We start from the raw sequence: 24,987 nt of genomic DNA on the forward strand, positions 1-24,987 counted from the left end.
GACACGGCTGGGGTCACTCCCTGCCTCCCGAGGCCTGAGAATTCGAGAGTTGGAGATAGGCCGCCGCGGCCTCGATCCGCACCGCCAGGACGAGCGCCCTGCGCAGCGACGCCCCGACCGGCGTCGTGGGACCGGGCACCGCGGCGGGCGCGGGCGCCTCCAGATCCGTGCGGGGACCACCGTCGTCGTCGGCGCGCACCACGTCGACCTCACCCAGGACGGCCACCCGCCGGCGGACCAGACTGTCGTCGGGGTCGGTCGACACGGTGAACACCCGAACGGGATCGGCCGGGGGTGGACCGTCGAGTTGGTCGTCGTGGAACAGCGGGTCGTAGTCGACACTGCCGCTCTCGGCGGAGTCCCCACCGATCGCGCCGAGGTCGTGGATCACACCGACGGCATCGGAGAGTTCGGTGGCCGCCGCCACGACGCCTGCGGCACGCAGCAGGGACGCGGCTCCGTGCCGGGCAACCTCGGTCGCCACCACGCCGTCACCGGTCATGAGGACCCGACGACCCGCCATTCGGGACGCCAGACCTTTCGCGGGATTCTGGAACACCTCGACGGACGCGTGGTGTCGCATGGCCTCCGCGTCCACCGCATCGGCCACCGCGTCGAGATCACCGACCGACGACGCCGGGTCCACCGCAGCGAGCACCGCGGCCATCACCGCGACGTGCCGGGCGTAGGAGTTGCGATCGAGGACACGGACTCGCGGCGGGAAGGACACCACCCGGCCGGCGCCGGCGTCCGCGACAGGACCCTCGTCCGGTACGGCCACCACGACCTCTGCACGCCGACGTACCCCGGCGGCGACGGACTCCGCGATGGCCGGATCGCCGGCGTCGTCGCCGGCCACGACCACGACGTCCAGGGGTCCGACCCACGGCGGGGTCGCGGGGAGCGAGACGACCGGCACGCCGGCGGTCGGAGCGAGGACCGCGGCGACCAGCGCCGACGCCCTCCGGGCGGGACCGGACGCGGCGACGAGCACGACACTGCGGGGACGCAGACCGTCCAGCGGCGCCAGCAGGCCCTCGCGGACGGCGGACGCGGTGGCGCGGATCTGTGCGCCGGCCAGCGCGGCGGAGTGCAGTGCGCCCAACGAGTCCGCAGCCAGTATCGCGCTCGCGTCGTCGAGATCGACGTACGCCGAAGGAGCAGTCATGGGCACCTCACCCGCCTCTCTCGTTCCGTATCCCCCACTATGACAGTCCGCAACCGTCACGCGCGGACGATGCTCAGGATCTCCGTCGTCAGGCGGTCCACGTCATCGGGGGTGCGTGCCTCGACATTGAGTCGGAGCAGGGGCTCGGTGTTGGAGGCGCGGAGGTTGAACCACGCGCTGTCACCGAGATCGACCGTCACACCGTCCAGTTCGTCGGTGGAGACGGTGCGATCGGCGAACGCCGCGACCACCGCGGCGGTGCGCTCACGAGCGTCGGCCACCGTCGAGTTGATCTCGCCCGATGCCGCGTACACCTCGTACTTGCGCATCAGGGCGGACAACGGCTCGTCCTGTGTCCCGAGCGCGGCGAGCACGTGCAGCGCTGCGAGCATGCCAGAATCGGCGCCCCAGAAGTCGCGGAAGTAGTAGTGCGCCGAGTGCTCGCCGCCGAACACCGCGCCGGTCTCGGCCATCAGTGCCTTGATGAACGAGTGGCCGACCCGGGTGCGCACGGCGGTACCGCCGAGCTGCTCCACCAACTCGGGCACCGACCGTGAGGTGATGAGGTTGTGGATGATGGTCGAGGAGGGGTGCTTGCCCAGCTCCCGCTCGGCCACCAGCGCGGTGATCGCGGACGGTGAGACGGGCTCGCCGCGTTCGTCCACCACGAAGCAGCGGTCCGCGTCGCCGTCGAACGCGAGGCCGATGTCCGCGCCCGTCTCGGTGACGAACTTCTGCAGATCGACGAGGTTCGCCGGCTCCAGCGGGTTCGCCTCGTGGTTGGGGAACGTGCCGTCGAGTTCGAAGTACAGGGGGTGCACGGTCACCGACGTCGGGTCCAGGACCGCGGGCACCGTGTGCCCGCCCATGCCGTTGCCGGCGTCCACCGCGACCGACAGCGGACGGATGTCGCTGATGTCCACGAGGTCGCGCACGAACGTGGCGTAGTCCTCGAGCACGTCCTGCTCGCTGATCGTGCCCGGCGCACCGTCGAACGTCGGGACGCCGTCGATGATCTCGGCCGAGATGGTGGCGAGTCCCGAGTCCTGGCCGACGGGCTTCGCGCCGGCCCGGCACAGCTTGATCCCGTTGTACTTCGCAGGGTTGTGGCTGGCGGTGAACATCGCACCGGGGCAGTCGAGCCGACCGGAGGCGAAGTAGAGCTGGTCGGTCGACGCGAGGCCGATGAGAACGACGTCGAGACCCTGCGAGGTCACCCCTCGCGCGAAGGCGGCCGACAGTGCGGGAGACGAGTCGCGCATGTCGTGCCCGACCACGACGCGCTGCGAGACGCCCTCGCCGCGTACGAGTCTCGCGAAGGCGGCCCCCACGTCGGCGACGAAGTCCTCGTCGATCTGCTCTCCGACGACACCGCGCACGTCGTACGCCTTGATGACGCTGTGAACCAGGTCAGCTGGTCGGGCCACTGCACACTCCTGCATCTGGGACGAACCGGACGGATCACGCACGACGACGAGTCGGCGAGACCATGCTGGGAGCCTAGTGCCCGGGGGCGACGCGCGAGCAGTCCTGCAGCCCGACGCCGCGCGCAGGAACAGTCGTTCAGCTGGTGGGGTCGGGCAGAACGCGCAGATGTCCGCGCCGACCCGTGCGTGTCGGCGCGGCGGCCGGTACGTCGGCGGAGGTGCGCGTGTCGGACGACGAACCACGTCGACCGAGGGACGGAGCGGGACGCTCACGCGCACCGGCCTCGCGGACGGCCTCGGCGAGTGCGGTCAGATCGTCCTCGTCGGGGCTGGACGTGGAGAACCCACCCTCGTAGCGCACCATCTCCCACCCCTTGGGGGCGGTGATCGACGAACCGTGCACCTCGCACAGATCCCAGGAATGGGGCTCGTCCACGGTGGCGAGAGGTCCGACGACGGCGGTCGAGTCGGAGTACACGTACGTCAACGTCGCGACGGCCGGTCTCTTGCATCCCGGTCGGCAGCATCCCCGCACAGCTCTCACAGGTCGAACCCTAGCGCGTGTCCTCCGGCGTGCCTCGCAGGACACGGTCGTAGCATGGGCGCGTGTCGTTCACCGGATCCTCTCAACCCCGCGGCCGCGCCGGCGGCCGTCCCGGACGGGAACATCGGGCGTCCAGCTCGCGGTCCGCGGCGCGGCGGGGTCGCGGAATGCGCGGCACCCTGTTCCCCGACACGGTGCCCGCACGCAGGTCTCGCGCCGAGAAGTTCGATGCGGCGGTGCTGGACGCGTTCGCCGAGATAGACCGCAAGTGGCACGACCGGCTGACGAAACTGGACATCGCCGTCGACGACGTGCCGAAGATCCGTGCGGTGGACCCGGAATCGGTGAACTGGCCACCCGAGGTCGTGGCCGAGGGCCCGGTGCCGTTGTCGAGACTCGTTCCGGCGGGAGTGGACACGCGCGGAGCGACGACGCGGGCTCGGATCGTGCTGTTCCGTCGGCCCCTCGAGCGGAGAGCACACGACTCGCTGGAGCTGACGGACCTGGTGCACGACGTGTTGGTGGAGCAGGTGGCGACCTACCTGGGGGTCACGCCCGAGGTGGTCGACCCCGACACCGAGGACGACTGACACCCCGGCGCCTGCGGCGCGTCGTTCGGCGGCTGCGGTGACGCGACGCGTCAGATGATGCCGCGCTTGAGGCGGCGACGTTCGCGCTCGGACAGCCCACCCCAGATGCCGAACCGCTCGTCGTGCGCCAAGGCGTACTCGAGGCAGTCGTCCTTCACCTCGCACCCGAGGCAGATACGCTTGGCCTCGCGCGTCGAGCCGCCCTTCTCCGGGAAGAACGCCTCGGGATCGGTCTGAGCGCACAGAGCGCGCTCCTGCCACTGATCCTCGAGCGGATCCATGTCGCCCGGCACCAGACTCAGATGCAGTGCGGGCGCAGGCATTCCGAGGCTCGTGAGCGGCGGGTCGACGTCGTCGACAGAGACGTCCTCCGGGTCGATCCCGTCCACGGGGTCCGCCGGGGCGTCCTCCGTCACGGCATCCACGTGCCGTACGTCGTCGAGTTCCCCGACGGGGGACTCCTGTCGACCGAGGTCGTGGTGTTGTTCCGGCATCACGTCCGCCTCCTCACCTGTTCGAGCGCAGTTGTTGTCGGTCACTTGTGTCGATGATCGACCGCGAAGCCGGATCGAAGAGCGAAGCATCGTGTCACCATGGGACGTGACGCTGCGGAACGCAGCGCGCGAACTCGTGTCGACTCATGGGAACACGTGTTCGAACGGTGGTTCGCTACAAGCGATTCCGCCGTTCGAACCGTTAATGACATGACTGTGATTAGACACGCCGCGGTGTGTCGCGGTCAAGCGGACCGCTCGATTTGCAATACCATCCGATCTCCGGTTTTCCCGGAAGGCGAGACTTCCCCGGTGTTTCGCGTCGGACACGCCGTGGTTCGCGCCCACCGGCCCGATCGCGCCGACGGCGACCGCCTAGGGTCGAGGGTCATGAAGGTGACTGTGGTGGTGGGCGGCGTCGGTGGCGCGCGGTTCCTCCAGGGGGTTCGGGAACTGCTGGGGCCGGACGGCGACGTCACGGCCGTGGTGAACGTCGGTGACGACGTCTGGATGCACGGCCTGCGCATCACACCCGACCTCGACACCTGCATGTACACGCTCGGCGACGGCATCGACACCGAGCGCGGGTGGGGTCGACGCGACGAGACGTGGAGCGTCAAGGAGGAACTCGCGGCGTACGGGGCCCACCCGGACTGGTTCGGGCTCGGGGACCGCGACATCGCGACGCATCTGATCCGGACGCGCATGCTCCGCACCGGGTACCCGCTGTCCGCAGTCGTGGAGGCCCTGTGCGACAGGTGGTCTCCGGGTGTCCGCCTGCTGCCCGTCACGGACGACCGCAGCGAGACCCACGTGGTGATCACCGATCCCGACGACGGCACCGACAAGGCCGTTCACTTCCAGGAGTGGTGGGTGCGCTACCGCGCTGCTGTGACGACTCACAGTTTCGCGTACGTCGGAGCGGACAAGGCGACCCCGGCGGACGGCGTCGTCGAGGCGATCGAGACCGCGGACGCGGTACTGCTCGCACCGTCCAACCCGGTGGTCAGCATCGGCGCCGTCCTGGCGGTGCCCGGCATCCGCTCCGCACTGCGCACCACACCCGCGAAGGTCGTCGGGCTCTCCCCCGTCATCGACGGCAAGCCGTTGCGCGGCATGGCCGACGAGTGCCTGTCCGTCATCGGTGTGGAGACGACGGCCGAGGCCATCGGCCGCCACTACGGCGCCCGCTCGGCGGCGGGCATCCTCGACGCCTGGCTGATCCACGAGACCGACACCGCCGACGTTCCCGGCGTGGACGTGCGCGCGGTACCTCTGCTCATGACCGAGCCCGCGGTGACCGCACGGATGGCGCGCGCCGCGCTCGAGGCAGCGGGCGTCCTGTGACCCGATCCGACGGTCCCGGCGATCATGCACCGGGCGGTTCGATCGAGGTGATTCCCGTCGCGGGACTCCCCGAGTTCCGGCCGGGCGACGACCTGGTGGCAGCAGTCGTCACGGCAGCACCGTGGCTCGCCGACGGCGACGTCCTGGTGGTCACGAGCAAGATCGTCTCCAAGGTCGAGGGACGCCTGGTGACCGCGCCGACCGACCCGGAGGCGCGGGACGCACTGCGCCGCATCCTCGTCGAGCAGGAGGCCGTGCGCGTCCTCGCCCAGCGCGGTCGCACGCTCATCACCGAGAACCGCCTCGGCATCGTGCAGGCCGCGTCCGGCATCGACGGATCCAACGTGTCGACGGACGAGTTGGCCCTGCTCCCCGAGGATCCCGACGCGTCCGCCCGGGCACTGCGCGACGGTGTACGCCGTTCGCTGGGCGTGGCCGTCGCCGTCGTCGTCACCGACACGATGGGCCGCGCGTGGCGGAACGGCCAGACGGACAACGCGATCGGATCAGCCGGGTTGCCCGTCCTGCACGCGTACGCCGGTGGTCGCGACGCGCAGGGCAACGAGCTGATGGTCACCGAGGTCGCGCTCGCGGACGAGCTGGCGTCCGCTGGGGATCTGGTGAAGGGCAAGCTCGGCTCGGTTCCCGTCGCCGTGGTCCGGGGTCTGCACTACGCCGACGACGGCTCCTCCGCCCGCGATCTGGTGCGGCCGGGCGAGGACGACCTCTTCTGGTTGGGAACGCAGGAGGCGCTGCGACGAGGTGCACTCGGCGCGGTACCCGCCCGTCGCTCGGTACGCGAGTTCGACTCGGCCCCGGTCGATCCCGCTGTCGTCGAGGCCGCCGTGGCGGACGCCGTCACCGCGCCGGCTCCCCATCACTCCCACCCGATGCGCTACGTCGCCGTCCGGACACCGGCGGTGCGCACCGCACTGCTCGATGCGATGGCAACGCGGTGGCGCGCCGATCTCGAGCGAGACGGACGGACCGCGGACTCGATCGAAGCCCGTCTGGCACGCGGTGATCTGCTGCGCACCGCGCCGGAACTGATTCTGGCGTTCGCGGTGCTCGACGAGGCGCACGACTATCCGGACGCGGAACGGCAGTCCGCGGAGACCGTCATGTTCACGGTGGCGGCCGGCGCTTCGGTACAGGCGTTCCTGGTGTCCCTCGCGGCGCGCGGCCTCGGCAGTTGCTGGGTCGGGTCGACCATCTTCGCCGCCGACACCGTGCGCGAGACGCTCGATCTACCCGCCGACTGGCATCCCGTCGGGGCCGTCGCCGTCGGACACCCGCTCACTCCCCCGTCGCCCCGCGCGCCGACGCCGCCCGGCTCCGCGTTCCGAGAACTGTGAGGAACCGTCCGTGAGCGCCGAGAGCCTCCACGAGTCCGCGAGAGAACTGCTCCGTTCCTGGTCGACCACCGAGCCGCACGACGACTCGATGCGCCACACGATGCTGGCGTTCCTCGACAGTGCGCCGCGTGGCTGTCTCCGCGAGAACGTGGCCGGTCACGTCACCGCGTCGGCGCTGGTGCTCGATCGGAGTGGGTGCCACGTGCTCCTGACGCTGCACCCGCGGGTCGGACGATGGCTCCAACTGGGCGGACACTGCGAGGTCGACGACGAGACCGTCCGGGACGCGGCTCTCCGCGAGGCGCGTGAGGAGAGCGGCATCGACGACCTGGTTCTCGAGCCGGAGCTGCTCTCCGTTCACACACACCCGATCACGTGTTCGCTCGGCGAGCCGACGCGCCATCTCGACCTGCGCTTCGTCGTACGCGCTGCGGACGGTGCACACATCGTCCGCAGCGCGGAGTCGAACGACCTGCGGTGGTGGCCCGTCGACGACCTCCCCGACGGGGAGGCGGGCGCCGAACGAGACGCGTTGCAGGACATGATCTCCCGCGCGGCGGCTCGCTGAGCCTTCGGGCGCCCTGGATTCTCGGACGCCCTGGATTCTCGGACGCCCTGGATCCTCAGACGTCGGTCGAGAAGCGCACTCCACCGTCGGGCAGCGTCACTCCGGGCCACACCCGGGCGCCGCGGAGCAGCTCGCACCGCGCGCCGATGTTGGCTCCGTCGCCGATGACGGCGTCGCGCACGAGTGCCCGCGGTCCGATGCGCGCGCCGAATCCGAGGATCGATCGTTCGACCACCGCGCCGGCCTCGACCACGGCACCGTCGAAGAGGACGGCACCGTCGAGACGGGCGCCCGCTCCCACCTCGGCGCCGCGTCCGACGACCGTGCCGCCGATCAGCAGCGCGCCGGGCGCGACGCCCGCGCCGGGATGGACCAGCGACTCGCCCCGCGTCCCCGTCAGCGCAGGCGACGGTGCGATTCCGCGCACGAGGTCGGCGGAGCCCTTCACGAAGTCCTCCGGCGTACCCATGTCGCGCCAGTAGGCGGCGTCGACGTGTCCGAAGACTCGCTTGTCCTCGGCCAGCAGTGCGGGGAACACCTCACGCTCGACGGACACCGGACGATCGGACGGGATCTTCTCGATGATCTCCCGCTTGAACACGTAGCAGCCGGCGTTGATCTGGTCCGTCGGCGGATCCTGGGTCTTCTCGAGAAACGCGGTGACGCGGCCGGACTCGTCGGTGGGCACGCAGCCGAACGCACGCGGGTCACCGACGCGGACGAGGTGCAGGGTGACGTCCGCCTCGGTGGTGCGGTGGGTGTCGAGCACGCCGCGCAGATCGGTACCGCCCAGCACGTCACCGTTGAAGACCATGACGTTGTCGGCGCGGAGCCGGGGCAGGACGTTGCGGATGCCACCGCCGGTGCCCATCGGCTCCTCCTCGAACACGTACTCGAGCTCGAGGCCGAGTGCGCTGCCGTCACCGAAGTGCTGCTCGAACACCTCCGACTTGAAGGACGTGCCGAGTACGACGTGGTCGATCCCGGCGTCCTTGATGCGCGCCAGGAGATGGGTGAGGAACGGCAGACCTGCCGTGGGCAGCATCGGCTTGGGGGCGGAGAGCGTGAGCGGACGCAGTCGCGTGCCCTTTCCTCCGACCAGAACTACGGCATCGGTCGCCGGAGCAGTCATCGCGTATCGCCTTTCTCAGAAACTTCTCACGTGCTCGAACCTGACCCCACCGTGTCGTCGCGTTGCCGCAGTGCGGCAGTCACGACCACCCTGGACCGCAACGCCAGTCCGGCGCGCAACGTCCACCGGAGAGGAGCTTGCCATCTCCGCGGGTGTCTATCAGCTTGGAAGCGATAGGCGCTGCGGTGGTGCGCCGGCAGCATCGACTCCGGATGACGCCCCGCGGCATGACCTTTGGCGTGCGTCACGACGGCCGTGGGCACGTAGATGTTGGTCCAGCCCGCTCGTCCGAGGCGATCTCCGAGATCGACGTCCTCCATGTACATGAAATACCGGGAATCGAACCCGTCCACCGAGTCGAACGCGGCACGGCGCAGCAACAGACACGAGCCGGACAGCCACCCGACCGACCGCTCGCTGACCTCGTCGTTGTCCTGCCGGTAGCGCTGCGTCCACGGATTCGACGGCCACACCGAACCGAGCAGTGCGTGCAGCGACCCGGACGTGAGATCGGGAACGCGGCGGGCTGACGGGTAGCGCGAACCGTCCGGCTCGAGGATGAGGGGCCCGAGCGACCCGGCCCGCGGATGCCGTTCGGCGGCCGCCAGCAGCTCGTCGATCGACCCGGGGCCGAACTGGACGTCGGGATTGACGACCATGACGAACTCGGTGGCCGGATCCACCTCGGCGACAGCGCGATTGGCGGCGCCGCCGTAGCCGATGTTCGCTCCGGTGCGCAGCAGTCGGACGTGGTCGTATGCGGCCTCGGCCGCCTCGGGCGCGCCGTCGGTGGACCCGTTGTCCGCGAGAATCACCGACACCGGCCGCGTCGTCGCATCCCGCAGGGACTCGAGGAATGCGTCGAGGTGCTCGCCGGGCGAATAGGTCACCGTCACGACGGCCAGGGGGGCACTCACGCCGGTCACCCTACTGGGCGGCTCCGGGCGGGTCCGCGACCGCCCGAGCCGCCAGCGCGGCCGTCAGCGCGTCGCGCCAGGGCCGCAGCGGGGTCAGCCCGGCACCCTTCCAGGCCGCGGGCGAGAGCACCGAGTAGGCGGGACGCGGCGCCGGCCGCACGTAGCGATCACTGCCGCACGGGTGAACACGGTCGGGATCGGCGCCCACGGTCTCGAAGGTCGCCCGAGCGAGGTCGAACCAGGACGCCGTCCCGGCGTTGGTGGCGTGCAGGATCTGCGGCAGCGCTCGCGGCGACGTCGCCGCCTCGAGGAGCGCGTCCGCGAGATCACCCGAGTACGTCGGCGAACCCACCTGGTCGTTCACGACGTCGAGGGTCTCCCGCTCGGCCTCGAGCCGGAGCATCGTGGCGACGAAGTCGGAGCCGGTGCCGGTGTAGACCCACGCGGTCCGCACGATCGTCGCGGACGGCAACGCCTCCAGGACGGCCCGTTCCCCTGCCAGCTTGGTGCGCCCGTAGGCGGTCGCCGGCGCGGTGGGATCGTCGGGTTCGTACGGGGTCCGCGCGTCTCCGGCGAACACGTAGTCGGTCGAGACGTGCACGAGACCTGCACCGACCTCGGCGCACCGCTCGGCGAGCAGGCGCGGTCCCACCTCGTTCAGCAGTGCGGCGCGGTCCTCCTCGGTCTCCGCCGCGTCGACCGCCGTGTGCGCTGCGCAGTTGATCACCACGGTGCCCGGCACCACGGCGGCGGCGATCGACTCCGGATCCGTGATGTCGAGGTCGGCCGATCCGAAGCCGAGCACGCGGGCCCCGCGGTACCCGTCCCGCGCGCGGTCGACGAGTCGGCGACCGAGCTGACCTCCGGCTCCGGTCACCACGATCGTCCTGTCCGAACTCTGCTCTGCGTCGGTGGTCACAGCGACAGAGTGTGGCACGCCGTGGCGGGTTGCGCGGAGCACGGCGACCCTGCCGTTAGCCTGGGGATCGTGACGGATTCTGTGACGGGCCCCGGGACACCGCGCGATCCGTACAGACCTCGGACACAGCGCGGTGCGCAGCGGCGACCCGATTCTCGCGAGTCGGAACCGGGTGCGCGGCGCTCCTCCACCCGCTCCGACCGGGGGCGTCGACCTCCGACCAGCCACCGCCCCTCGCGGACACCGGGGCACTCCAACGCCGGCCGGATCGCCGTCGCACTGTTCTCCGCCGGCGCGTTGCTGGTGACGGGTGTGGCATGGCAGAGCATCGACTCGCTGCGCAGCAACCTCGCGACGGTGTCGAACCTCGATCTCGGCGACGGGGCCGACGGTGCGGTCGACATCCTGCTCGTGGGCACCGACAGCAGGACCGACGCGCACGGCAACGCGCTCTCGCAGAACGAGCTCGACTCGCTCCGCGCCGGCGACGAGGTGGCCAACAACACCGACACCATCATTCTGATCCGCGTTCCCAACGACGGATCGTCCGCGTCGGCGATCTCGATCCCGCGCGACGCCTACGTGAACGTGCCCGGCATCGGCGACAGCAAGATCAACGCCGCGTACGGAGCCACCAAGGAAGAGAAGCGCCTCGAACTCGTCGAGAGCGGGGTGCCCGACGCCGAAGCCGACAGCGAGTCGACGCTCGCGGGCCGCAAGGCGCTCATCGACTCCGTCGCGGGCCTCACCGGCGTGACGGTCGATCACTACGCCGAGGTCGGGCTGCTCGGATTCGTCCTGCTCACCGATGCCGTCGGCGGCGTCGACGTGTGTCTGAACGCGCCGGTCGACGAGCCCCTCTCGGGCGCGCGCTTCGCGGCCGGGCAGCAGACGCTCTCGGGTGCCGACGCCCTCAGCTTCGTGCGCCAGCGCCACGATCTCCCCCGTGGCGATCTCGACCGCATCGTCCGTCAGCAGGTGTTCATGGCGTCGCTGGTCCGCAAGGTGCTCAGCGCCCGCACGCTCAGCAACCCCGGCACGTTGGGGCAGCTCGGGTCGGCCGTGCAGCGCTCCGTCACCATCGACGACGACTGGGACGTCCTCGACTTCGCCACGAAGTTGCAGGACGTCGCCGGCGGCGCGGTCACCTTCGACACCATTCCCGTCGCGGACATCAACGGCGTCACCGACTACGGCGAGTCGATCGTCGCGGTCGACCCCGTCGAGGTCCAGACGTGGGTGCGAGGCCTCATCGGCGACGCGGCGCCGTCCGAGAGCGTGACGCCGACGCCCACCGTTCCCGACATCGACGCCTCGAGTGTCACCGTGGACGTCGCGAACGACAGCGGCGTCGACGGTCTGGCGTCCTCGGTCTCCGACACTCTGTCGGGCGAGGGCTTCGTTCCGGGCGAGGTCGGCAACAACGAGGGCGCGAGCGTCGACCGGACCACCGTGTACGCCGCGTCGTCGGACGGTGACGCCGCGGCGGCCGTCGCCGCGCGGGTCGGCACCGACCGGACCGAGACCGACGACTCGCTGCCGTCCGGGACCGTGCGCGTCGTGCTGGCCTCCGACTACTCCGCTCCCGCAGCGGCGGGATCGCTTCCGGCCGGTGTCTCGCCCGCAGGCGACACCGCCACCCCGGCTCCTGCGGCCGCAGACCCGATCGACGCCGGGTCCACGGGCCCCCAGTGCGTCAACTGATCGGGCCCGTTCGGAAGAATGTCGTCGATGACCTCAGGTGGCACGACGCTCACGGACGCGCTTCTCGGACCCATCCTCGCGGCGGACGCGGCGGGACCGCGCATCACCTACTACGACGACTCGACCGGTGAGCGCATCGAGTTGTCCGCGCTGACTCTGGCCAACTGGGCCGCGAAGACGGCCAACTTCCTCAGAGACGAGCTCGGTGTGTCGCCCGGCGACGTCGTCAGCGTCGTGCTCCCCGCGCACTGGCAGACCGCCTCGGTGCTGCTCGGCGCGTGGTGGGCCGGCGCCGAGGTGACTCTCCGGCCCGATCCGGACGCGGCGGTCGCCCTGGTGACCGCCTCGGGTGTGGAGACCGCCGACGCCGGTGAGGTGGCCGCACTGTCGCTCGACCCGTTCGGTCGGCCCGTCGACGACCTCCCCCTCGGAGTCACCGACTACGCGACGTCGGTTCGCGTGCACGGCGATCAGTTCGTTCCCGTCGGCGCCGGGCCGGCCCTGGAGGGTCGCTCCGTCCAGGACGTCCTGACCGATGCACAGGGCCGCGCCGCAGCGCGCGGACTGTCGGCGACGGACCGGGTTCTCGCGACCGGGTCGTGGGACGACGCCGACGGACTGCTCGACGGTCTCGTCGCGGTGCTCGCGGCCGGCGCGTCACTGGTTCAGGTGACCGCGCTGGACCCGGCGGCACTCGATCGCCGCGTCGCCACGGAGAAGGTCACGACGGTCCTCGAGTGAGATAGCCCCCGTCGCCGAGCCCGGCCTCCACCTCGAAGCGGTTGGCGGCGCCCGGCCGGCGCATCTCCTCCACCAGGTACCGGATCGCGAACGAGAACCCGTGGCGGGCCCACTGGTCGGCGTGCACGGACTCGTGGCGCAGCATCGCCCGCCGTCGACGGGGATCGACGAGCGCGTGTCCGGTGAGGAACGCTCCGCCGAAACACGTTCCGCCGCGGGCGTATCCGCCTCGCATCGCCTCGCACACGATCAAGTTCGACGACGCGTCGTACGAGATCCGCGAGCGCCACAGACGAGCCCAGGTGAGCGCCGTGGCCGTCACGACGAGCGACTGGGTGCTGCCGCGCGACACCCGTCGCAGCGGGCTCGACCCCCGCGGACCGGAGGACGTCACACCGAGCTCCCACCCGACGCCGCCCACACGAGAGCCAGTCCACCGGCGCAGGCCAGGACGGAGGCGATCACGGTGGTCCCCGCGTTCGCCGCGGCCGCCCGGTGCCGACCCTCCTGCACGAGTCGGACCGTCTGCACGCTCGCGGTGCTGAACGTGGTGTACCCGCCGCAGAACCCGGTGCCGGCGACGGCCTGCCACTCGGCGGGTCGGCCGGCGAACAGCACGAGCCCGGCCAGGATGCCGAGGAGGAACGACCCACTGACGTTGACGATCAGAGTCCCCAGGGGGAACGGCCGACCGAACCGAGCCGTCACCTCGCCGTCGACGACGAAGCGGACCACCGCCCCGAGCGCACCCGCGAGCAGCACCGCGGCGACCGTCATGTGCGTGGCCTCCGATGGAGGGTGCCACCGGTCACGATGCCCGCCCAGGCACAGATCAGTCCCGCCACGACTCCGACGGCGGCGTAGGTCAGTGCAGTCGTCGGGGCGCCGTCCCGGACGAGCTCGACCGTCTCGAGGGCGAACGTGCTGTAGGTCGTGAACGCGCCACAGAAGCCGGTGCCCGCCACCAGGCGCACCCACCGACGCCGCCCGACGTCCGGTCCCGAGCGCGCCAACGCTTCCAGCAGCAGACCGAGGACGAACGCACCGCTCAGGTTGATCAGGAACGTGGCCCACGGCCATCCCGTTCCGGAGTGCGGCACCCAGGACTCCCCCGCGTAGCGGGCACCCGTCCCCGCGGCACCGCCGACGACGACCGCGGCAAGGGCAGCGGGCGTGCGGTGCAGAGGACGGACCGAGTCCGCGGACGCGGTCATCCCAGCAGACTGCGACGCAGCGCCTCGTCCTTGTCCAGCACCATCTGCTCGAGTCCGCGCTGGAACTCGGCCATCCGTCCACGCAGCTGCGGATCGGCGGCACCGAGAATGCGCACGGCGAGCAGACCGGCGTTGCGTGCGCCGCCGATGGAGACCGTCGCGACGGGAACCCCCGCCGGCATCTGGACGATCGACAGGAGCGAGTCCATCCCGTCGAGGTACTTCAGGGGAACCGGGACACCGATGACGGGGAGCGGCGTCGCGGAGGCCACCATGCCCGGCAGGTGAGCGGCACCGCCGGCGCCGGCGATGATCACCTCGATTCCGCGGTCCGCCGCGTCCCGCGCGTAGTCGAGCATGCGCTGCGGCGTCCGATGCGCGGAGACCACGCCCACCTCGAAGCGGACGCCGAACTCGGCGACCGCCAGGGCGGCGGCCTCCATCACCGGCCAGTCCGAGTCGCTGCCCATGATGATGCCGACCCGGACGGCCGTGCTGTTGCTGTTCTCATCCATGATGCGGATCCCATCCGTCGGTCCAGACGCCGTGCGAGAGCCAGTGCGCGGCACGCTCGGCACGCTCCCGGACCTCGGCGACGTGCTCGGCATCAGACGCGGAGCCGTTCCGCGGGCCCACGATGTTGACGTGGCCGATCTTGCGGTCCTTGCGCTCACCCTTGTCGTAGAGGTGCACCTTGGCGTCGGGCATCCGCGCGAACAGGTGATGCACCCGCTCGTCCATGGTCGAGGACGGCTGCTCCTCGGCGCCGAGGACGTTGGCCATGACGGACACCGGCGCGAGAGGCGCGCAGTCACCGAGGGGATAGTCGAGCACCGCGCGCAGGTGCTGCTCGAACTGCGAGGTCCGGGCACCGTCCTGCGTCCAGTGGCCCGAGTTGTGCGGGCGCATGGCGAGTTCGTTGATCGACAGGGTGCCGTCGACCTTCTCGAACAGCTCCACGGCCATGACTCCCACCACACCCAGCTCGGACGCGATGCGGAGCGCGATGTGCTCGGCGTCCGCAGCCAGGTCCTCGGACAGGCCGGGGGCGGGTGCGATGACGACGGCGCACTGTCCGGACCGCTGCACGGTCTCGACGACGGGCCAGGTCGCTCCCTGCCCGAACGGGGACCGCGCGACCATCGCCGAGAGTTCGCGCGCCATGTCGACACGCTGTTCCGCCATCAGCGGCACTCCGGCGGCGAGCTGGTCGGACACCACGGTGCGCGCCTCGTCGGCGTCGTCGGGCATCCAGACGCCGCGACCGTCGTAGCCGCCGCGCACGGCCTTGATCACGATGCGCCAGTCGTGGGCGTCACCGAAGGCGACGACGTCCTCGACGGACGCCACCTCCGTGAAATCCGGTACCGGTAGTCCCAGTTCCCGCAGGCGAACGCGCATCCGCAGCTTGTCCTGCGCGAAGATCAGCGCCTCGGGAGGCGGCTGGACGTTGACGCCCTCGGCGACGAGGACGTCGAGATGCTCGGTGGGGACGTGTTCGTGATCGAACGTCAGCGCGTCGGCACCGGCGGCGACCGCACGCAGTGCCGCGAGATCGGTGTGCTCGCCGAGCACCACGTCGGCGCTCACCCGAGCCGCCGGATCGTTCTCCCCGGCCGCGAGCACGCGCAGGGTCTGACCCAGCTCGATCGCGGCCTGGTGGGTCATCCGTGCGAGCTGTCCTCCGCCGACCATCGCGACGACGGGCAGGGACGAGGTGCGCTGCCGCGGCGGGTCGGTGCGCGGGGTCTGCTGGGGGATGTCCGAATTCACGGTGTCTCCTGCTGTCACGTCGCTCATCGTGTCACGAGTCCGATTAGTGTTTGGTCACTGCTCTTCGTAAAGTGGGTCACCGTGCCTCTGATCGACCGTGTGGTTGCCGGTATCCCGCAGCCGTTCCGAAGCATCGCCCTCCGCCACTCCGAACTGATCAAGTTCGCGATCGTCGGCGCGACCACGATGGTGTTCGACCTCGCGATCTTCTACTCACTGAGCCTCACCGTGCTCGAGTCGAAGCCCGTCGTCGCCAAGATCTTCTCCGGCGTGATGGCGACGATTCTCAGCTACATCCTCAACCGCGAGTGGTCGTTCAAGAACCGTGGTGGCCGCGAGCGTCATCACGAGGCACTGTTGTTCTTCACCATCAGTGGCATCGGCGTCATCCTCGCCGCCGCTCCGCTCTGGATCGCGAACAACGTCTTCGACATCCGCGAGGGACAGACAACCCTCACCGCGTTGATCATCATCGACTTCGTCCTCAACTACGTCATCGGCAATCTGCTGCAGATGGTCTTCCGATTCTGGGCACTGCGTCGCTTCGCGTTCCCGGACGAGAACGGCCGCGGGATCATCGCGAATCCGCTGATCGAGGACGAGCCGGACCCCGATCTCGATCCCGACGTCGACCCGGACGACGAGCAGACGCAGTTCATGGGTCACAGCTGACGCGACGCGTCAGGCCCCCTCTCCTCACTCACCCGGCGACGGGCCCGCTGGTGCGCTGCCGCTCAGCGGCGACAATACGCCGACTATTGTCATCTCCGGATACACATGGTTTAGTTCTGTCATCCCACTCGTCAGAACCATCCCAGCACCGAGGCGGTAGTCGTCATGAGCGTTCGCGACACGATCATCACGAGAACACAGGCACTGGTCCCGATGGAGCGTCAGATCCAGGGACTGCATCTGTGGCAGCGCGCGAAGAGGCTCGTGGTGAGCGACGGGCAGCCGCACTTCCGTGAGTCCGCGATCCCCGACGTGGCGGAGCTGGATCTGACCGAGATCGATGTCAGCAACCCGTTCCTGTGGCGGCAGGGATCGTGGGAGGCATATTTCCGGAGACTGCGAGACGAGTCGCCCGTGCACTTCCGGGCCGACAGCGCGTTCGGGCCGTTCTGGTCCGTCACGCGCTACGACGACATCGTCGCAGTCGACCGGGATTTCGAGACGTTCTCGGCGGAACCGCAGATCATCCTGGGCACACCGCCGGAGGGCCTCGACATCGAGATGTTCATCGCGATGGACCCGCCGCGCCACGATCAGCAGCGCGCCGCGGTGCAAGGCGTCGTCGCACCTCGGAATCTGGAGGAGATGGAGGGTCTCATCCGCTCGCGGGTCGCGGAGGTCCTCGACGAGCTCCCGGTGGGCGAGCCCTTCGACTGGGTCGACCGGGTCAGCATCGAGTTGACCTCGCGGATGCTCGCGACGCTGCTCGACTTCCCGTACGAGGAACGACGGAAGTTGGTCGAGTGGACCGATCTGGTGGCCGCGAGCGCGTCGGCCACCGGCGGGTCCACCGACACGGACGCGGCGTATCGGGCCGCGGCGGAAGCAGCGCGCAGTTTCAGTGCGCTGTGGCACGACAAGGCGGCGCGCCTCGCAGCCGGCGAGAAGCCCGGGTACGACCTCATCACCCTCATGCAGCTCTCCGAGGACACGAAGGACCTGATCGACCGCCCGATGGAGTTCCTGGGCAACATCGTCCTGCTCGTCGTCGGCGGAAACGACACCACCCGCAATTCGATGACGGGCGGACTGCTGGCCCTGAACCAGTTCCCGGAGCAGTTCGATCGCCTGCGCGCCGATCCGGGCCTGGTACCGAAGATGGTCCACGAGATCCTGCGGTGGCAGACGCCCCTCGCCTACATGCGCCGCATCGCGACTCGAGACACCGTCCTGAACGGTCAGTTCGTCCGCGAGGGCGACAAGGTCGTCATGTGGTACGCCTCGGCCAACCGCGACGAGCGCACGTTCGACGACCCGGACAGCTTCGTGATCGACCGGCGCAACGCACGGCATCACCTCGCGTTCGGCATCGGCACCCACCGCTGCATGGGCAGTCGGCTCGCGGAGATGCAGCTGCGGATCCTCTGGGAGGAGCTGCTGACGCGCTTCGACGACATCGAGGTCCTCGCGGAGCCGACGCGCGTGCAGTCCAACTTCGTTCGTGGCTACAGCTCCATGATGGTGACGACGACACCGAAGGGCGGGGAGCGTCGACGGCACGGCACCTACCGCACCGACCGGAAGGCCGCCGGCGCCGCTCCCGTGGTGGACACGTCCACCGTCACGCCCCCTTGGCAGCGCCGCGACGGCGACGGAGCAGAGCGGACGCAGCTCGATGTGCGGGTCGCACACCGGCGTACCGCGGCGGAGGGCGTCGTCGAACTCGTCCTCACCGATGCCGCCGGCGGATCGCTGCCGTCCTGGACGCCCGGCGCGCACGTCGAACTGATGCTGCGCCCCGACCTGGTCAGGCACTACTCACTCTGTGGAGACACCGCCGACGAGTCCTCGTGGACGATCGCTGTCCTGCGTGAGCCGGACGGCCGCGGCGGCTCGGCGCACGTGCACGACCACCTGCCGGAGGGAGCCACTCTGCGAGCACGAGGGCCGCTCAACCACTTCGCACTCGATCCCGCACCGAGCTACCTCTTCATCGCCGGCGGGATCGGCATCACACCGATCCGCGCCATGATCGCCGCTGCCCGAGCCGACGGCGCCGAGTGGAACCTGGTGTACGCCGGTCGATCTCGTTCGTCGATGGCGTTCCTCGACGAGTTCGACGGCGACGACCGCGTGACGGTCTGGGCCAAGGACGAACGCGGCGAGCGTGTCGATCTCGACACCGTGCTGGGTGAGCCCCGGCCCGAGACCCTGGTCTACTGCTGCGGGCCCGGCCCACTCCTCGATGCCGTGGAGAACGCGTGCGCGGCGTGGCCGGACGGGAGCCTGCACCTGGAGCGTTTCGCGGCCGAGACCGTCGAGGCACCCGACGACGCGCTCGACTCGTTCGAGGTCGAGTGCGCGCGCTCGGGGGTGACCGTCACCGTCCCCGACGGCACGTCGATCTTCGACGCCGTCGAGAAGGCCGGCGCCGACGTCATCGGGTCGTGCATGGAAGGCATCTGCGGGACGTGCGAGGCCGACGTCCTGAGCGGCACTCCCGACCACCGCGACTCCGTGCTGTCGCGTCGCGAACGCGAACGCGGGGACACGGTCATGATGTGTGTCTCGCGATCGCTGTCGTCGAAGCTGGTGCTCGACCTGTAGTGCGCCGGGCCGGTGGGACCGAGCCGAGTCCGCTCAGGCGAACCCGCGGACCACCCGGTCGATGCGATCCACCGCCTCGTCCACGTCCACGGACGGTTGCACCAGATGGCTCAGCGTCAGTCGAACCACGCAGTCCACCAACGCGTCCGGCGCTCTCTCGCCCACCAACGCACCGACGGCACCGTTCGCGTGGCCCAACACGGCGTCGGGGTGGACCGTGACCAGGGCGAGCAGACCCGAATCGTGCCCCGGCCGCAGAACGGCTGCGAGAGCGACATTGGCCCGACCGTGTTCGAGCACGCCCCGAACGGCAGCGGAGATGCCGTCCTCGAAGCTGTCGGGATGCGCTGCCAGCCCGGTGCGCACCTGCTCCAGGAATCGCTCGACCTCGCGGTCCACGACGGCGCGACCGAGGTCGTCCTTGGTGCCCACCTCCTTGTAGAGGCTCTGCCGGGGCACCCCGGAACGCTTCGCGACCTCGGTCATGCTCAGGCCGTCCCACCCGCGGTCGGCGATGATCTCCACCCCGGCGTCGAGCACCCGCTCGAGTCGCAGAGTCCGCAGTTCGGAATAGAAGTCGGGCGCAGTCACGTCGCGAGCCTAGGTGAGCCGAGCCGGTCAGCGCGGTTCGGACATCCCGGCCGGGATCACCTGGTCCACGCGTGCCGCGGGCAGGAACACCGCGAAGAGCGCCGGACGTCGGCGCTGCAGTTCGAGTCGTCCCCCGTCCGCCTCGACCAGCGCGCGGGCGAGGGCGAGGCCCACCCCGGTGGATCCGGCGCCGGAGAAACCGCGGTCGAAGATGTGCGGCGCGAGTTCGTCGCTGACGCCGGTTCCCTCGTCGGAGACCTCCACGACCACGGGCGGCCGTGGTCCGTCCTGCGCGGGTGCACGCGACTCCCCCACGAGGCGCACCGTGACGACGCAGCGCCCGCCGCCGTGGTCCAGCGCGTTGTGCAGCAGCACCGACACCGCCTCGCGGAGCCGGGAACCCGTGACCAGGGCGGTGACCGACGAGTCGCCGCGCAGCTCGAGGTCGCGCCCGGCATCGGCGAACGGCCCGCGCCAGTCGTCGATGACGGGTTCGAGTTCGCCGCGTACGCGCACGGTCGAGGCGTCGGCCGCGCCGTCACTGCGGGACGATCGCACGAGGTCGTCGATCGCGGTGGTGAGCCGGTCCACCTGGGCCATCGCCTCGTTGGCCTCGGTGACCACCTCGGGATCGGGGTGGCCGGACAGCTCGTCGAGACGCAGGCGCACCGCGGTGAGACGGCTGCGCAACTGGTGGGAGACGTCCGCGACGAGGGAGTGTTCGCGTTGCAGGCGCCCCACGATCTCCACCGATGCGGAGTCCAGCACGTCGGACACCCGGTCGAGTTCGGGAATGCCGTGGCGGGTGGGGTCCTTGCGGAAATCGCCCTCGGCCAGCCGGGCGGCCCGCCCCGCGACGTGCTGCAGGGGCGTGGAGAGTCGACGGGACGTGAGGACGGCGACGACGGTGCCGGCCGCGATCGAGGCCAGGACGACGAGCGCCACCGCGCCGACGGCCTGCTTCTGGGCGGTGCGCATCTCGTCGGACGGCACTTCGAGGAGCAGCGACCCGGAGGTGCCCATCGAGAGGGACTCCTCGATCGGATCCTCGACGGACGGTGCGCCGATGTCCATCCGGGACGCCGGGTTCTCGGGGGTGGGGTAGACGACGACGAGGCGCCCGCCCATGGGCACGACGAGACGCAGCGAGGCGGTGTCGAGGCCGCCGTCCACGCGGCCGTCCCCGCCCTCCTGATCGATGATCTCGGACGCCATGCGCTCGAGCCGGGTGCGCAGGTCGCCGCGAGTGAAGTCCTCGACCCACAGCCAGGCGGTGTAGGTCAACGGGATGCCGAGCAGCATGCCGGTGAGGATGACGACCGCGAGGATCGACTGCAGGATCCGACGCCTCATGCGGTGGCCCGGTCAGTCCGTGTTGATCCGGAAGCCGACGCCGCGCACGGTCGCGATGCGTCGTTCGGCCACCGAGCCCTCGTCGCCGATCTTGCGGCGCAGCCAGGACATGTGCATGTCCAGCGTCTTCGAGCCGCGCAGCTCGGCGTCGCCCCACACCTCGCGCAGAATGGTCTCGCGCGAGACCACCTGACCGGCATGGTCGAGCAGGATCTTGAGAAGTTCGTACTCCTTGTTGGCCAGGGGGATCTCGTGGCCGTCGAGCAGGACGCGCCGTGCGGCGGGTTCGAGGCGCAGGCCGCCCACCTCGATGGTGCCGTCCTCGGAGGCCGCGCCGCGGCGCCGGAGCAGGGCCCGGACCCGCGCCATGAGCTCGGCGACGCGGAAGGGCTTGCTCACGTAGTCGTCGGCTCCCGCGTCGAGACCGACGACGAAGTCGACCTCGTCGGTGCGTGCGGTGAGCATCAGGACGGCGAGGTCGGACCTGGTGGCGCGGATCTGCCGGCACACCTCGAGGCCGTCCATCCCGGGGAGCCCGAGATCGAGGATCAGGAGATCGAACGAGCCTTCCAGGGCGCGCGAGAGCGCTGCCGGACCGGTCTGCTCGACCGTCACCGTGTACCCCTCTCGTCCGAGTGCGCGGGACAGCGGGGTCGCGATGGCTTCATCGTCTTCGGCGAGCAGGACTTCGGTCACCGGACCACCCTACGTAGTGCGCGCGGGACCGAGATCGTCTCCGTCGTCCCAGCCGTGATTCTGGGAGTCGAAGACCTGGTGGTACAGCAGGGAGTGGACCCGCTCGACGTCGGGGATGTCGTCGAACTCGAGGGGGTCGTCGGAGCTCGCCACGATCACCAGGGTGCCGGTCTTCAGGAGCCGGTCGAGAAGACCGTGACGGAACTGCACGTTGGACACCCGGCGTACCGGGATGTCGATGCCCGAGTGCGACAGCACACCCTGGCGGACGAGGACGCGTCGGTCGGTCACGACGAAATGTGTGGACCGCCACCGCAGTACGGGGACAGCGGTGCGCCAGGCGATCAGCCCGACCCACACCACCGCGACGGCGATCAGCGCGGCGGACCGCGCCGTGGACTCCAGCGACCGTCCGATCAGACCCACGAGGAAGCCCGCGAGAAGTGTCGCGACGAGGAACGTCAGCACCGGCAGCACGAGCATCTTCCAGTGCGGGTGCCGATGCAGGATCAGGTCCTCCTCGTGCCCCAGTGCGTCCTGCGGAAACGACATGCGATTCTCCTGAGGGGAAGGGGCGGTCAGGCGTCGAGCGCGCGGAGGTGAGTGACGTCGCCCGCCGAGACGGCGACCGGCGTGGTGTCCCCTGACTCGGGCACGATCACCACCCGACCGTGCTCGTCGATGTCGGTCGCGACGCCCACCAGCTCGGTGTCGCCCGGCATCGTGACCCGCACGCGGCGGCCGAGAGTATCGCACCGGGAGCGGTACAACTCCGCGATCGGCGCGGTGTCCCACCCCGACTCCCGCCACTCGTCCAGTGCCGAACCCATGGCCCGCAGGAAGGCGCGCACCACGGTGCCGCGATCGATCACCGCCGCGCCGGCGAGTTGCAGGGACGTCGCCGTCGGGACGGGCAGCTCCGCCTCGGTGAGGCTGACGTTGATGCCGACTCCGGACACCGCCGTCACGACGGGATGGGTCGAGGCCACCTCCACCAGGATGCCCGCCACCTTGCCTCCGGCGTAGCCGGACGACTCGTCGCCGCGGATGAGGACGTCGTTGGGCCACTTGAGCACCGCGTCGACCTCGGTGACGGTGCGCAGCACGTCGACCACCGCGACACCGGTGAGCAGCGGGAGCCACCCCACCGATCCGGGCGGCACGCCGGGCAGCTTGACCAGCGCCGACACGATGACCTGCGACCGCGCGGGAGCGGTGAACGACCGCGAGTGCCGTCCGCGGCCCGCGTCCTGGACGTCGGCGATCAGCGCGGTGCGGTCACCGGCGGTGTCGGCGACGGCCAACAGGTCCGCGTTGGTCGATCCGGTCCGCGCCACGACGTCGACACGCGACCACGATCCGCGGGGTCCCTCGACGAGTGCGCGCGTGAGCGCACGCCCGTCGAGCGGCGGTCTGTCCAGGTTCTCCCACATGGGGCCGAGCATAGAGACGCGGCCGACGCACCACCCCTGCCACGTCCGGCGGCGCGGCGTCGATACAGTGCTGGTCTATGACGAGTGTTCAGGATGCGTCCGCGCAGGAATCAGTGGCTCGAGAAGAGACGGGGGCTGCCGCACCCGACATCCACACCACTGCCGGAAAGCTGGCCGAGCTCGCCGCCCGCCAGGCCCAGGCCGAAAAGCCCATGGGCGAGGCGGCCGTGGAGAAGGTGCACGCCAAGGGCAAGCTCACCGCCCGCGAACGCATCACCGCGCTCCTCGACGAGGGCTCGTTCGTCGAACTCGACGCCCTCGCCCGCCACCGCTCCGTCAACTTCGGCCTCGCCGACAACCGCCCCTTCGGCGACGGCGTCGTCACCGGCTACGGCACCGTCGACGGCCGCGACGTGTGCGTGTTCTCCCAGGACGCCACCGTCTTCGGCGGCAGCCTCGGCGAGATCTACGGCGAGAAGATCGTCAAGGTCATGGACCTCGCCCTCAAGACCGGACGCCCCCTCGTCGGCATCAACGAGGGCGCCGGCGCCCGCATCCAGGAAGGCGTCGTCTCCCTCGGCCTCTACGGCGAGATCTTCCACCGCAACGTCCGCATGTCCGGCGTCGTCCCCCAGATCTCCCTGATCATGGGACCCGCCGCCGGCGGACACGTCTACTCCCCCGCCCTCACCGACTTCGTCGTCATGGTCGACAAGACCTCCCAGATGTTCGTCACCGGACCCGACGTCATCAAGACCGTCACCGGCGAGAACGTCACCATGGAGGACCTCGGCGGCGCCCACACCCACATGGAGAAGTCCGGCGTCGCCCACTACGTCGCCTCCGGCGAGCAGGACGCCCTCGACTACGTCCGCGAACTCCTGGGCTACCTCCCCTCGAACAACCAGGCCACCGCGCCCCGCCTTGCCCCCTCGGACCCCATCGACGGGGCCATCGCCGACTCCCTCACCGCCGAGGATCTGGAACTCGACACCCTGATCCCGGACTCGCCGAACACCCCGTACGACATGCACGAGGTCATCCGCCGCATCCTCGACGACGACGAGTTCCTCGAGGTGCAGGAAGGGCGCGCCCGCAACATCATCGTCGGGTTCGGCCGCGTCGACGGGCGCAGCGTCGGCATCGTCGCCAACCAGCCCACCGCGTTCGCCGGCACCCTCGACATCGACGCCTCCGAGAAGGCCGCCCGGTTCGTGCGCACCTGCGACTGCTTCAACATCCCGATCATCACCCTCGTCGACGTCCCCGGCTTCCTGCCCGGCACCGATCAGGAGTTCAACGGCATCATCCGCCGCGGCGCGAAACTGCTCTACGCCTACGGCGAGGCCACCGTCGGCAAGATCACCGTCATCACCCGCAAGGCGTACGGCGGCGCATACGACGTGATGGGGTCCAAGCACATGGGCGCCGATCTCAACCTCGCGTGGCCCACCGCGCAGATCGCCGTCATGGGCGCCTCCGGCGCCGTCGGCTTCGTCTACCGCAAACGTCTCCTCGAGGCCGCCAAGAACGGTGACGACGTCGACGCACTGCGCCTCGAGCTGCAGAACGAGTACGAGGACACCCTCGTCAACCCGTACGTCGCCGCCGAACGCGGCTACGTCGACGCGGTGATCCCTCCGAGCCACACCCGCGGACAGATCGTCACCGCACTGCGCCTGCTCGAACGCAAGATGGTCACCCTGCCTCCGAAGAAGCACGGCAACATCCCGCTCTAGACC

The 24,987-nt window shown here is 70.1% G+C and carries 26 protein-coding genes; 9 read left to right on the forward strand and 17 right to left on the reverse strand.

Annotation, left to right across the window (positions count from 1 at the left end):
* Window positions 1-13 precede the first annotated feature (13 nt).
* The 3 genes from J4E04_RS12715 to J4E04_RS12725 all read right to left on the reverse strand — a co-directional run bounded on the left by J4E04_RS12715 (window position 14) and on the right by J4E04_RS12725 (window position 3,139).
* A complete protein-coding gene (locus tag J4E04_RS12715; RefSeq protein WP_027506874.1) occupies window positions 14-1,168 on the reverse strand; it encodes a hypothetical protein in 1,155 nt (384 codons plus the stop codon).
* A gap of 56 nt (window positions 1,169-1,224) precedes the next feature.
* Complete coding sequence (locus J4E04_RS12720; RefSeq protein WP_490148719.1) at window positions 1,225-2,595, reverse strand: phosphomannomutase/phosphoglucomutase; 1,371 nt, start codon at window positions 2,593-2,595, stop codon at window positions 1,225-1,227.
* Between the two features lie 136 nt (window positions 2,596-2,731).
* Complete coding sequence (locus J4E04_RS12725; RefSeq protein WP_222638680.1) at window positions 2,732-3,139, reverse strand: DUF3499 domain-containing protein; 408 nt, start codon at window positions 3,137-3,139, stop codon at window positions 2,732-2,734.
* A gap of 167 nt (window positions 3,140-3,306) precedes the next feature.
* Between J4E04_RS12725 and J4E04_RS12730 the strand changes: the two genes are divergently transcribed.
* A complete protein-coding gene (locus J4E04_RS12730; RefSeq protein WP_051613606.1) occupies window positions 3,307-3,729 on the forward strand; it encodes a metallopeptidase family protein in 423 nt (140 codons plus the stop codon).
* Between the two features lie 50 nt (window positions 3,730-3,779).
* Here the strand turns inward: J4E04_RS12730 and J4E04_RS12735 are convergent, their stop codons facing one another.
* Window positions 3,780-4,010 carry a WhiB family transcriptional regulator gene (locus J4E04_RS12735; RefSeq protein ID WP_197027846.1) on the reverse strand — a complete coding sequence of 77 codons (231 nt, stop codon included), beginning with the start codon at window positions 4,008-4,010 and terminating at the stop codon, window positions 3,780-3,782.
* Window positions 4,011-4,613: 603 nt separating this feature from the next.
* On the opposite strand from J4E04_RS12735, the gene cofD reads away from it, so the two are divergent.
* Genes cofD through J4E04_RS12750 form a run of 3 tightly spaced genes read left to right on the forward strand, consistent with a single transcriptional unit; the run spans window position 4,614 to window position 7,493 of the window.
* On the forward strand, window positions 4,614-5,570 hold the full coding sequence (gene cofD, locus J4E04_RS12740; RefSeq protein ID WP_027506879.1) for a 2-phospho-L-lactate transferase: 957 nt from the start codon (window positions 4,614-4,616) through the stop codon (window positions 5,568-5,570).
* Entirely contained in the window at window positions 5,567-6,925 is a 1,359-nt protein-coding gene (locus J4E04_RS12745; RefSeq protein WP_490148720.1) for a coenzyme F420-0:L-glutamate ligase, read from the forward strand. The genes cofD and J4E04_RS12745 overlap by 4 nt, the downstream gene beginning before the upstream one ends.
* 10 nt (window positions 6,926-6,935) lie before the next feature.
* Window positions 6,936-7,493 (forward strand): NUDIX hydrolase, encoded by a 558-nt coding sequence (locus J4E04_RS12750; protein WP_056447758.1) that lies wholly within the window; start codon window positions 6,936-6,938, stop codon window positions 7,491-7,493.
* 55 nt (window positions 7,494-7,548) lie between these two features.
* Here J4E04_RS12750 and manB read toward each other — a convergent pair whose 3' ends face one another.
* The 3 genes from manB to rfbD are packed head-to-tail and all read right to left on the reverse strand — an operon-like array spanning window position 7,549 to window position 10,461.
* Window positions 7,549-8,625 carry a mannose-1-phosphate guanylyltransferase gene (gene manB / locus J4E04_RS12755; RefSeq protein ID WP_027506882.1) on the reverse strand — a complete coding sequence of 359 codons (1,077 nt, stop codon included), beginning with the start codon at window positions 8,623-8,625 and terminating at the stop codon, window positions 7,549-7,551.
* Window positions 8,626-8,651: 26 nt separating this feature from the next.
* Window positions 8,652-9,542, reverse strand: a complete 891-nt coding sequence (locus tag J4E04_RS12760) for a glycosyltransferase family 2 protein (protein ID WP_222638682.1) — start codon at window positions 9,540-9,542, stop codon at window positions 8,652-8,654.
* Window positions 9,543-9,552: 10 nt separating this feature from the next.
* On the reverse strand, window positions 9,553-10,461 hold the full coding sequence (gene rfbD / locus J4E04_RS12765; protein ID WP_285188816.1) for a dTDP-4-dehydrorhamnose reductase: 909 nt from the start codon (window positions 10,459-10,461) through the stop codon (window positions 9,553-9,555).
* Window positions 10,462-10,728: 267 nt separating this feature from the next.
* Here rfbD and J4E04_RS12770 point away from each other — a divergent pair, with 267 nt between their 5' ends.
* Window positions 10,729-12,165, forward strand: a complete 1,437-nt coding sequence (locus J4E04_RS12770) for an LCP family protein (RefSeq protein WP_027506885.1) — start codon at window positions 10,729-10,731, stop codon at window positions 12,163-12,165.
* Between the two features lie 27 nt (window positions 12,166-12,192).
* Window positions 12,193-12,906, forward strand: coding sequence for a TIGR03089 family protein (locus tag J4E04_RS12775; protein ID WP_307108964.1), 714 nt, complete (start codon window positions 12,193-12,195; stop codon window positions 12,904-12,906).
* Here the strand turns inward: J4E04_RS12775 and J4E04_RS12780 are convergent.
* From J4E04_RS12780 to J4E04_RS12800, 5 genes are read right to left on the reverse strand one after another with little or no spacing between them, the layout of a single operon-like run.
* Entirely contained in the window at window positions 12,887-13,300 is a 414-nt protein-coding gene (locus tag J4E04_RS12780) for a hypothetical protein (RefSeq protein ID WP_490148721.1), read from the reverse strand. The genes J4E04_RS12775 and J4E04_RS12780 overlap by 20 nt on opposite strands.
* Window positions 13,297-13,683 carry a fluoride efflux transporter CrcB gene (gene crcB, locus J4E04_RS12785; RefSeq protein WP_027506888.1) on the reverse strand — a complete coding sequence of 129 codons (387 nt, stop codon included), beginning with the start codon at window positions 13,681-13,683 and terminating at the stop codon, window positions 13,297-13,299. The genes J4E04_RS12780 and crcB (J4E04_RS12785) overlap by 4 nt, the downstream gene beginning before the upstream one ends.
* The gene (crcB, locus tag J4E04_RS12790) at window positions 13,680-14,120 is read right to left on the reverse strand and encodes a fluoride efflux transporter CrcB (RefSeq protein WP_222650409.1); all 441 of its coding nucleotides are present in this window, start codon (window positions 14,118-14,120) and stop codon (window positions 13,680-13,682) included. The genes crcB (J4E04_RS12785) and crcB (J4E04_RS12790) overlap by 4 nt, the downstream gene beginning before the upstream one ends.
* On the reverse strand, window positions 14,117-14,635 hold the full coding sequence (gene purE / locus J4E04_RS12795) for a 5-(carboxyamino)imidazole ribonucleotide mutase (RefSeq protein WP_490148722.1): 519 nt from the start codon (window positions 14,633-14,635) through the stop codon (window positions 14,117-14,119). Before purE ends, crcB (J4E04_RS12790) begins: the two co-directional genes overlap by 4 nt.
* Complete coding sequence (locus J4E04_RS12800; protein ID WP_442972991.1) at window positions 14,628-15,920, reverse strand: 5-(carboxyamino)imidazole ribonucleotide synthase; 1,293 nt, start codon at window positions 15,918-15,920, stop codon at window positions 14,628-14,630. Before J4E04_RS12800 ends, purE begins: the two co-directional genes overlap by 8 nt.
* 54 nt (window positions 15,921-15,974) lie before the next feature.
* Here J4E04_RS12800 and J4E04_RS12805 point away from each other — a divergent pair, with 54 nt between their 5' ends.
* Window positions 15,975-16,565 carry a GtrA family protein gene (locus J4E04_RS12805; RefSeq protein ID WP_037186749.1) on the forward strand — a complete coding sequence of 197 codons (591 nt, stop codon included), beginning with the start codon at window positions 15,975-15,977 and terminating at the stop codon, window positions 16,563-16,565.
* 165 nt (window positions 16,566-16,730) lie between these two features.
* On the forward strand, window positions 16,731-19,172 hold the full coding sequence (locus J4E04_RS12810; RefSeq protein ID WP_490148723.1) for a cytochrome P450/oxidoreductase: 2,442 nt from the start codon (window positions 16,731-16,733) through the stop codon (window positions 19,170-19,172).
* 33 nt (window positions 19,173-19,205) lie between these two features.
* On the opposite strand, the gene J4E04_RS12815 is transcribed toward J4E04_RS12810, so the two are convergent.
* From J4E04_RS12815 to J4E04_RS12835, 5 genes are read right to left on the reverse strand one after another with little or no spacing between them, the layout of a single operon-like run.
* Window positions 19,206-19,763, reverse strand: a complete 558-nt coding sequence (locus tag J4E04_RS12815) for a TetR/AcrR family transcriptional regulator (protein WP_222650405.1) — start codon at window positions 19,761-19,763, stop codon at window positions 19,206-19,208.
* 27 nt (window positions 19,764-19,790) lie between these two features.
* Complete coding sequence (locus J4E04_RS12820; RefSeq protein ID WP_027506894.1) at window positions 19,791-21,116, reverse strand: ATP-binding protein; 1,326 nt, start codon at window positions 21,114-21,116, stop codon at window positions 19,791-19,793.
* Window positions 21,117-21,128: 12 nt separating this feature from the next.
* Window positions 21,129-21,812, reverse strand: coding sequence for a response regulator transcription factor (locus J4E04_RS12825; RefSeq protein ID WP_027506895.1), 684 nt, complete (start codon window positions 21,810-21,812; stop codon window positions 21,129-21,131).
* A gap of 9 nt (window positions 21,813-21,821) precedes the next feature.
* The gene (locus J4E04_RS12830; protein ID WP_027506896.1) at window positions 21,822-22,364 is read right to left on the reverse strand and encodes a PH domain-containing protein; all 543 of its coding nucleotides are present in this window, start codon (window positions 22,362-22,364) and stop codon (window positions 21,822-21,824) included.
* 26 nt (window positions 22,365-22,390) lie between these two features.
* Window positions 22,391-23,245: a biotin--[acetyl-CoA-carboxylase] ligase gene (locus tag J4E04_RS12835; RefSeq protein WP_056448034.1), complete on the reverse strand. Its 855-nt coding sequence runs from the start codon at window positions 23,243-23,245 to the stop codon at window positions 22,391-22,393.
* A gap of 77 nt (window positions 23,246-23,322) precedes the next feature.
* Here J4E04_RS12835 and J4E04_RS12840 point away from each other — a divergent pair, with 77 nt between their 5' ends.
* Window positions 23,323-24,984 carry an acyl-CoA carboxylase subunit beta gene (locus tag J4E04_RS12840; protein WP_261769639.1) on the forward strand — a complete coding sequence of 554 codons (1,662 nt, stop codon included), beginning with the start codon at window positions 23,323-23,325 and terminating at the stop codon, window positions 24,982-24,984.
* Window positions 24,985-24,987 lie beyond the last annotated feature (3 nt).

The sequence above is a fragment of the Rhodococcus sp. NFXS4 genome (assembly GCF_058139645.1).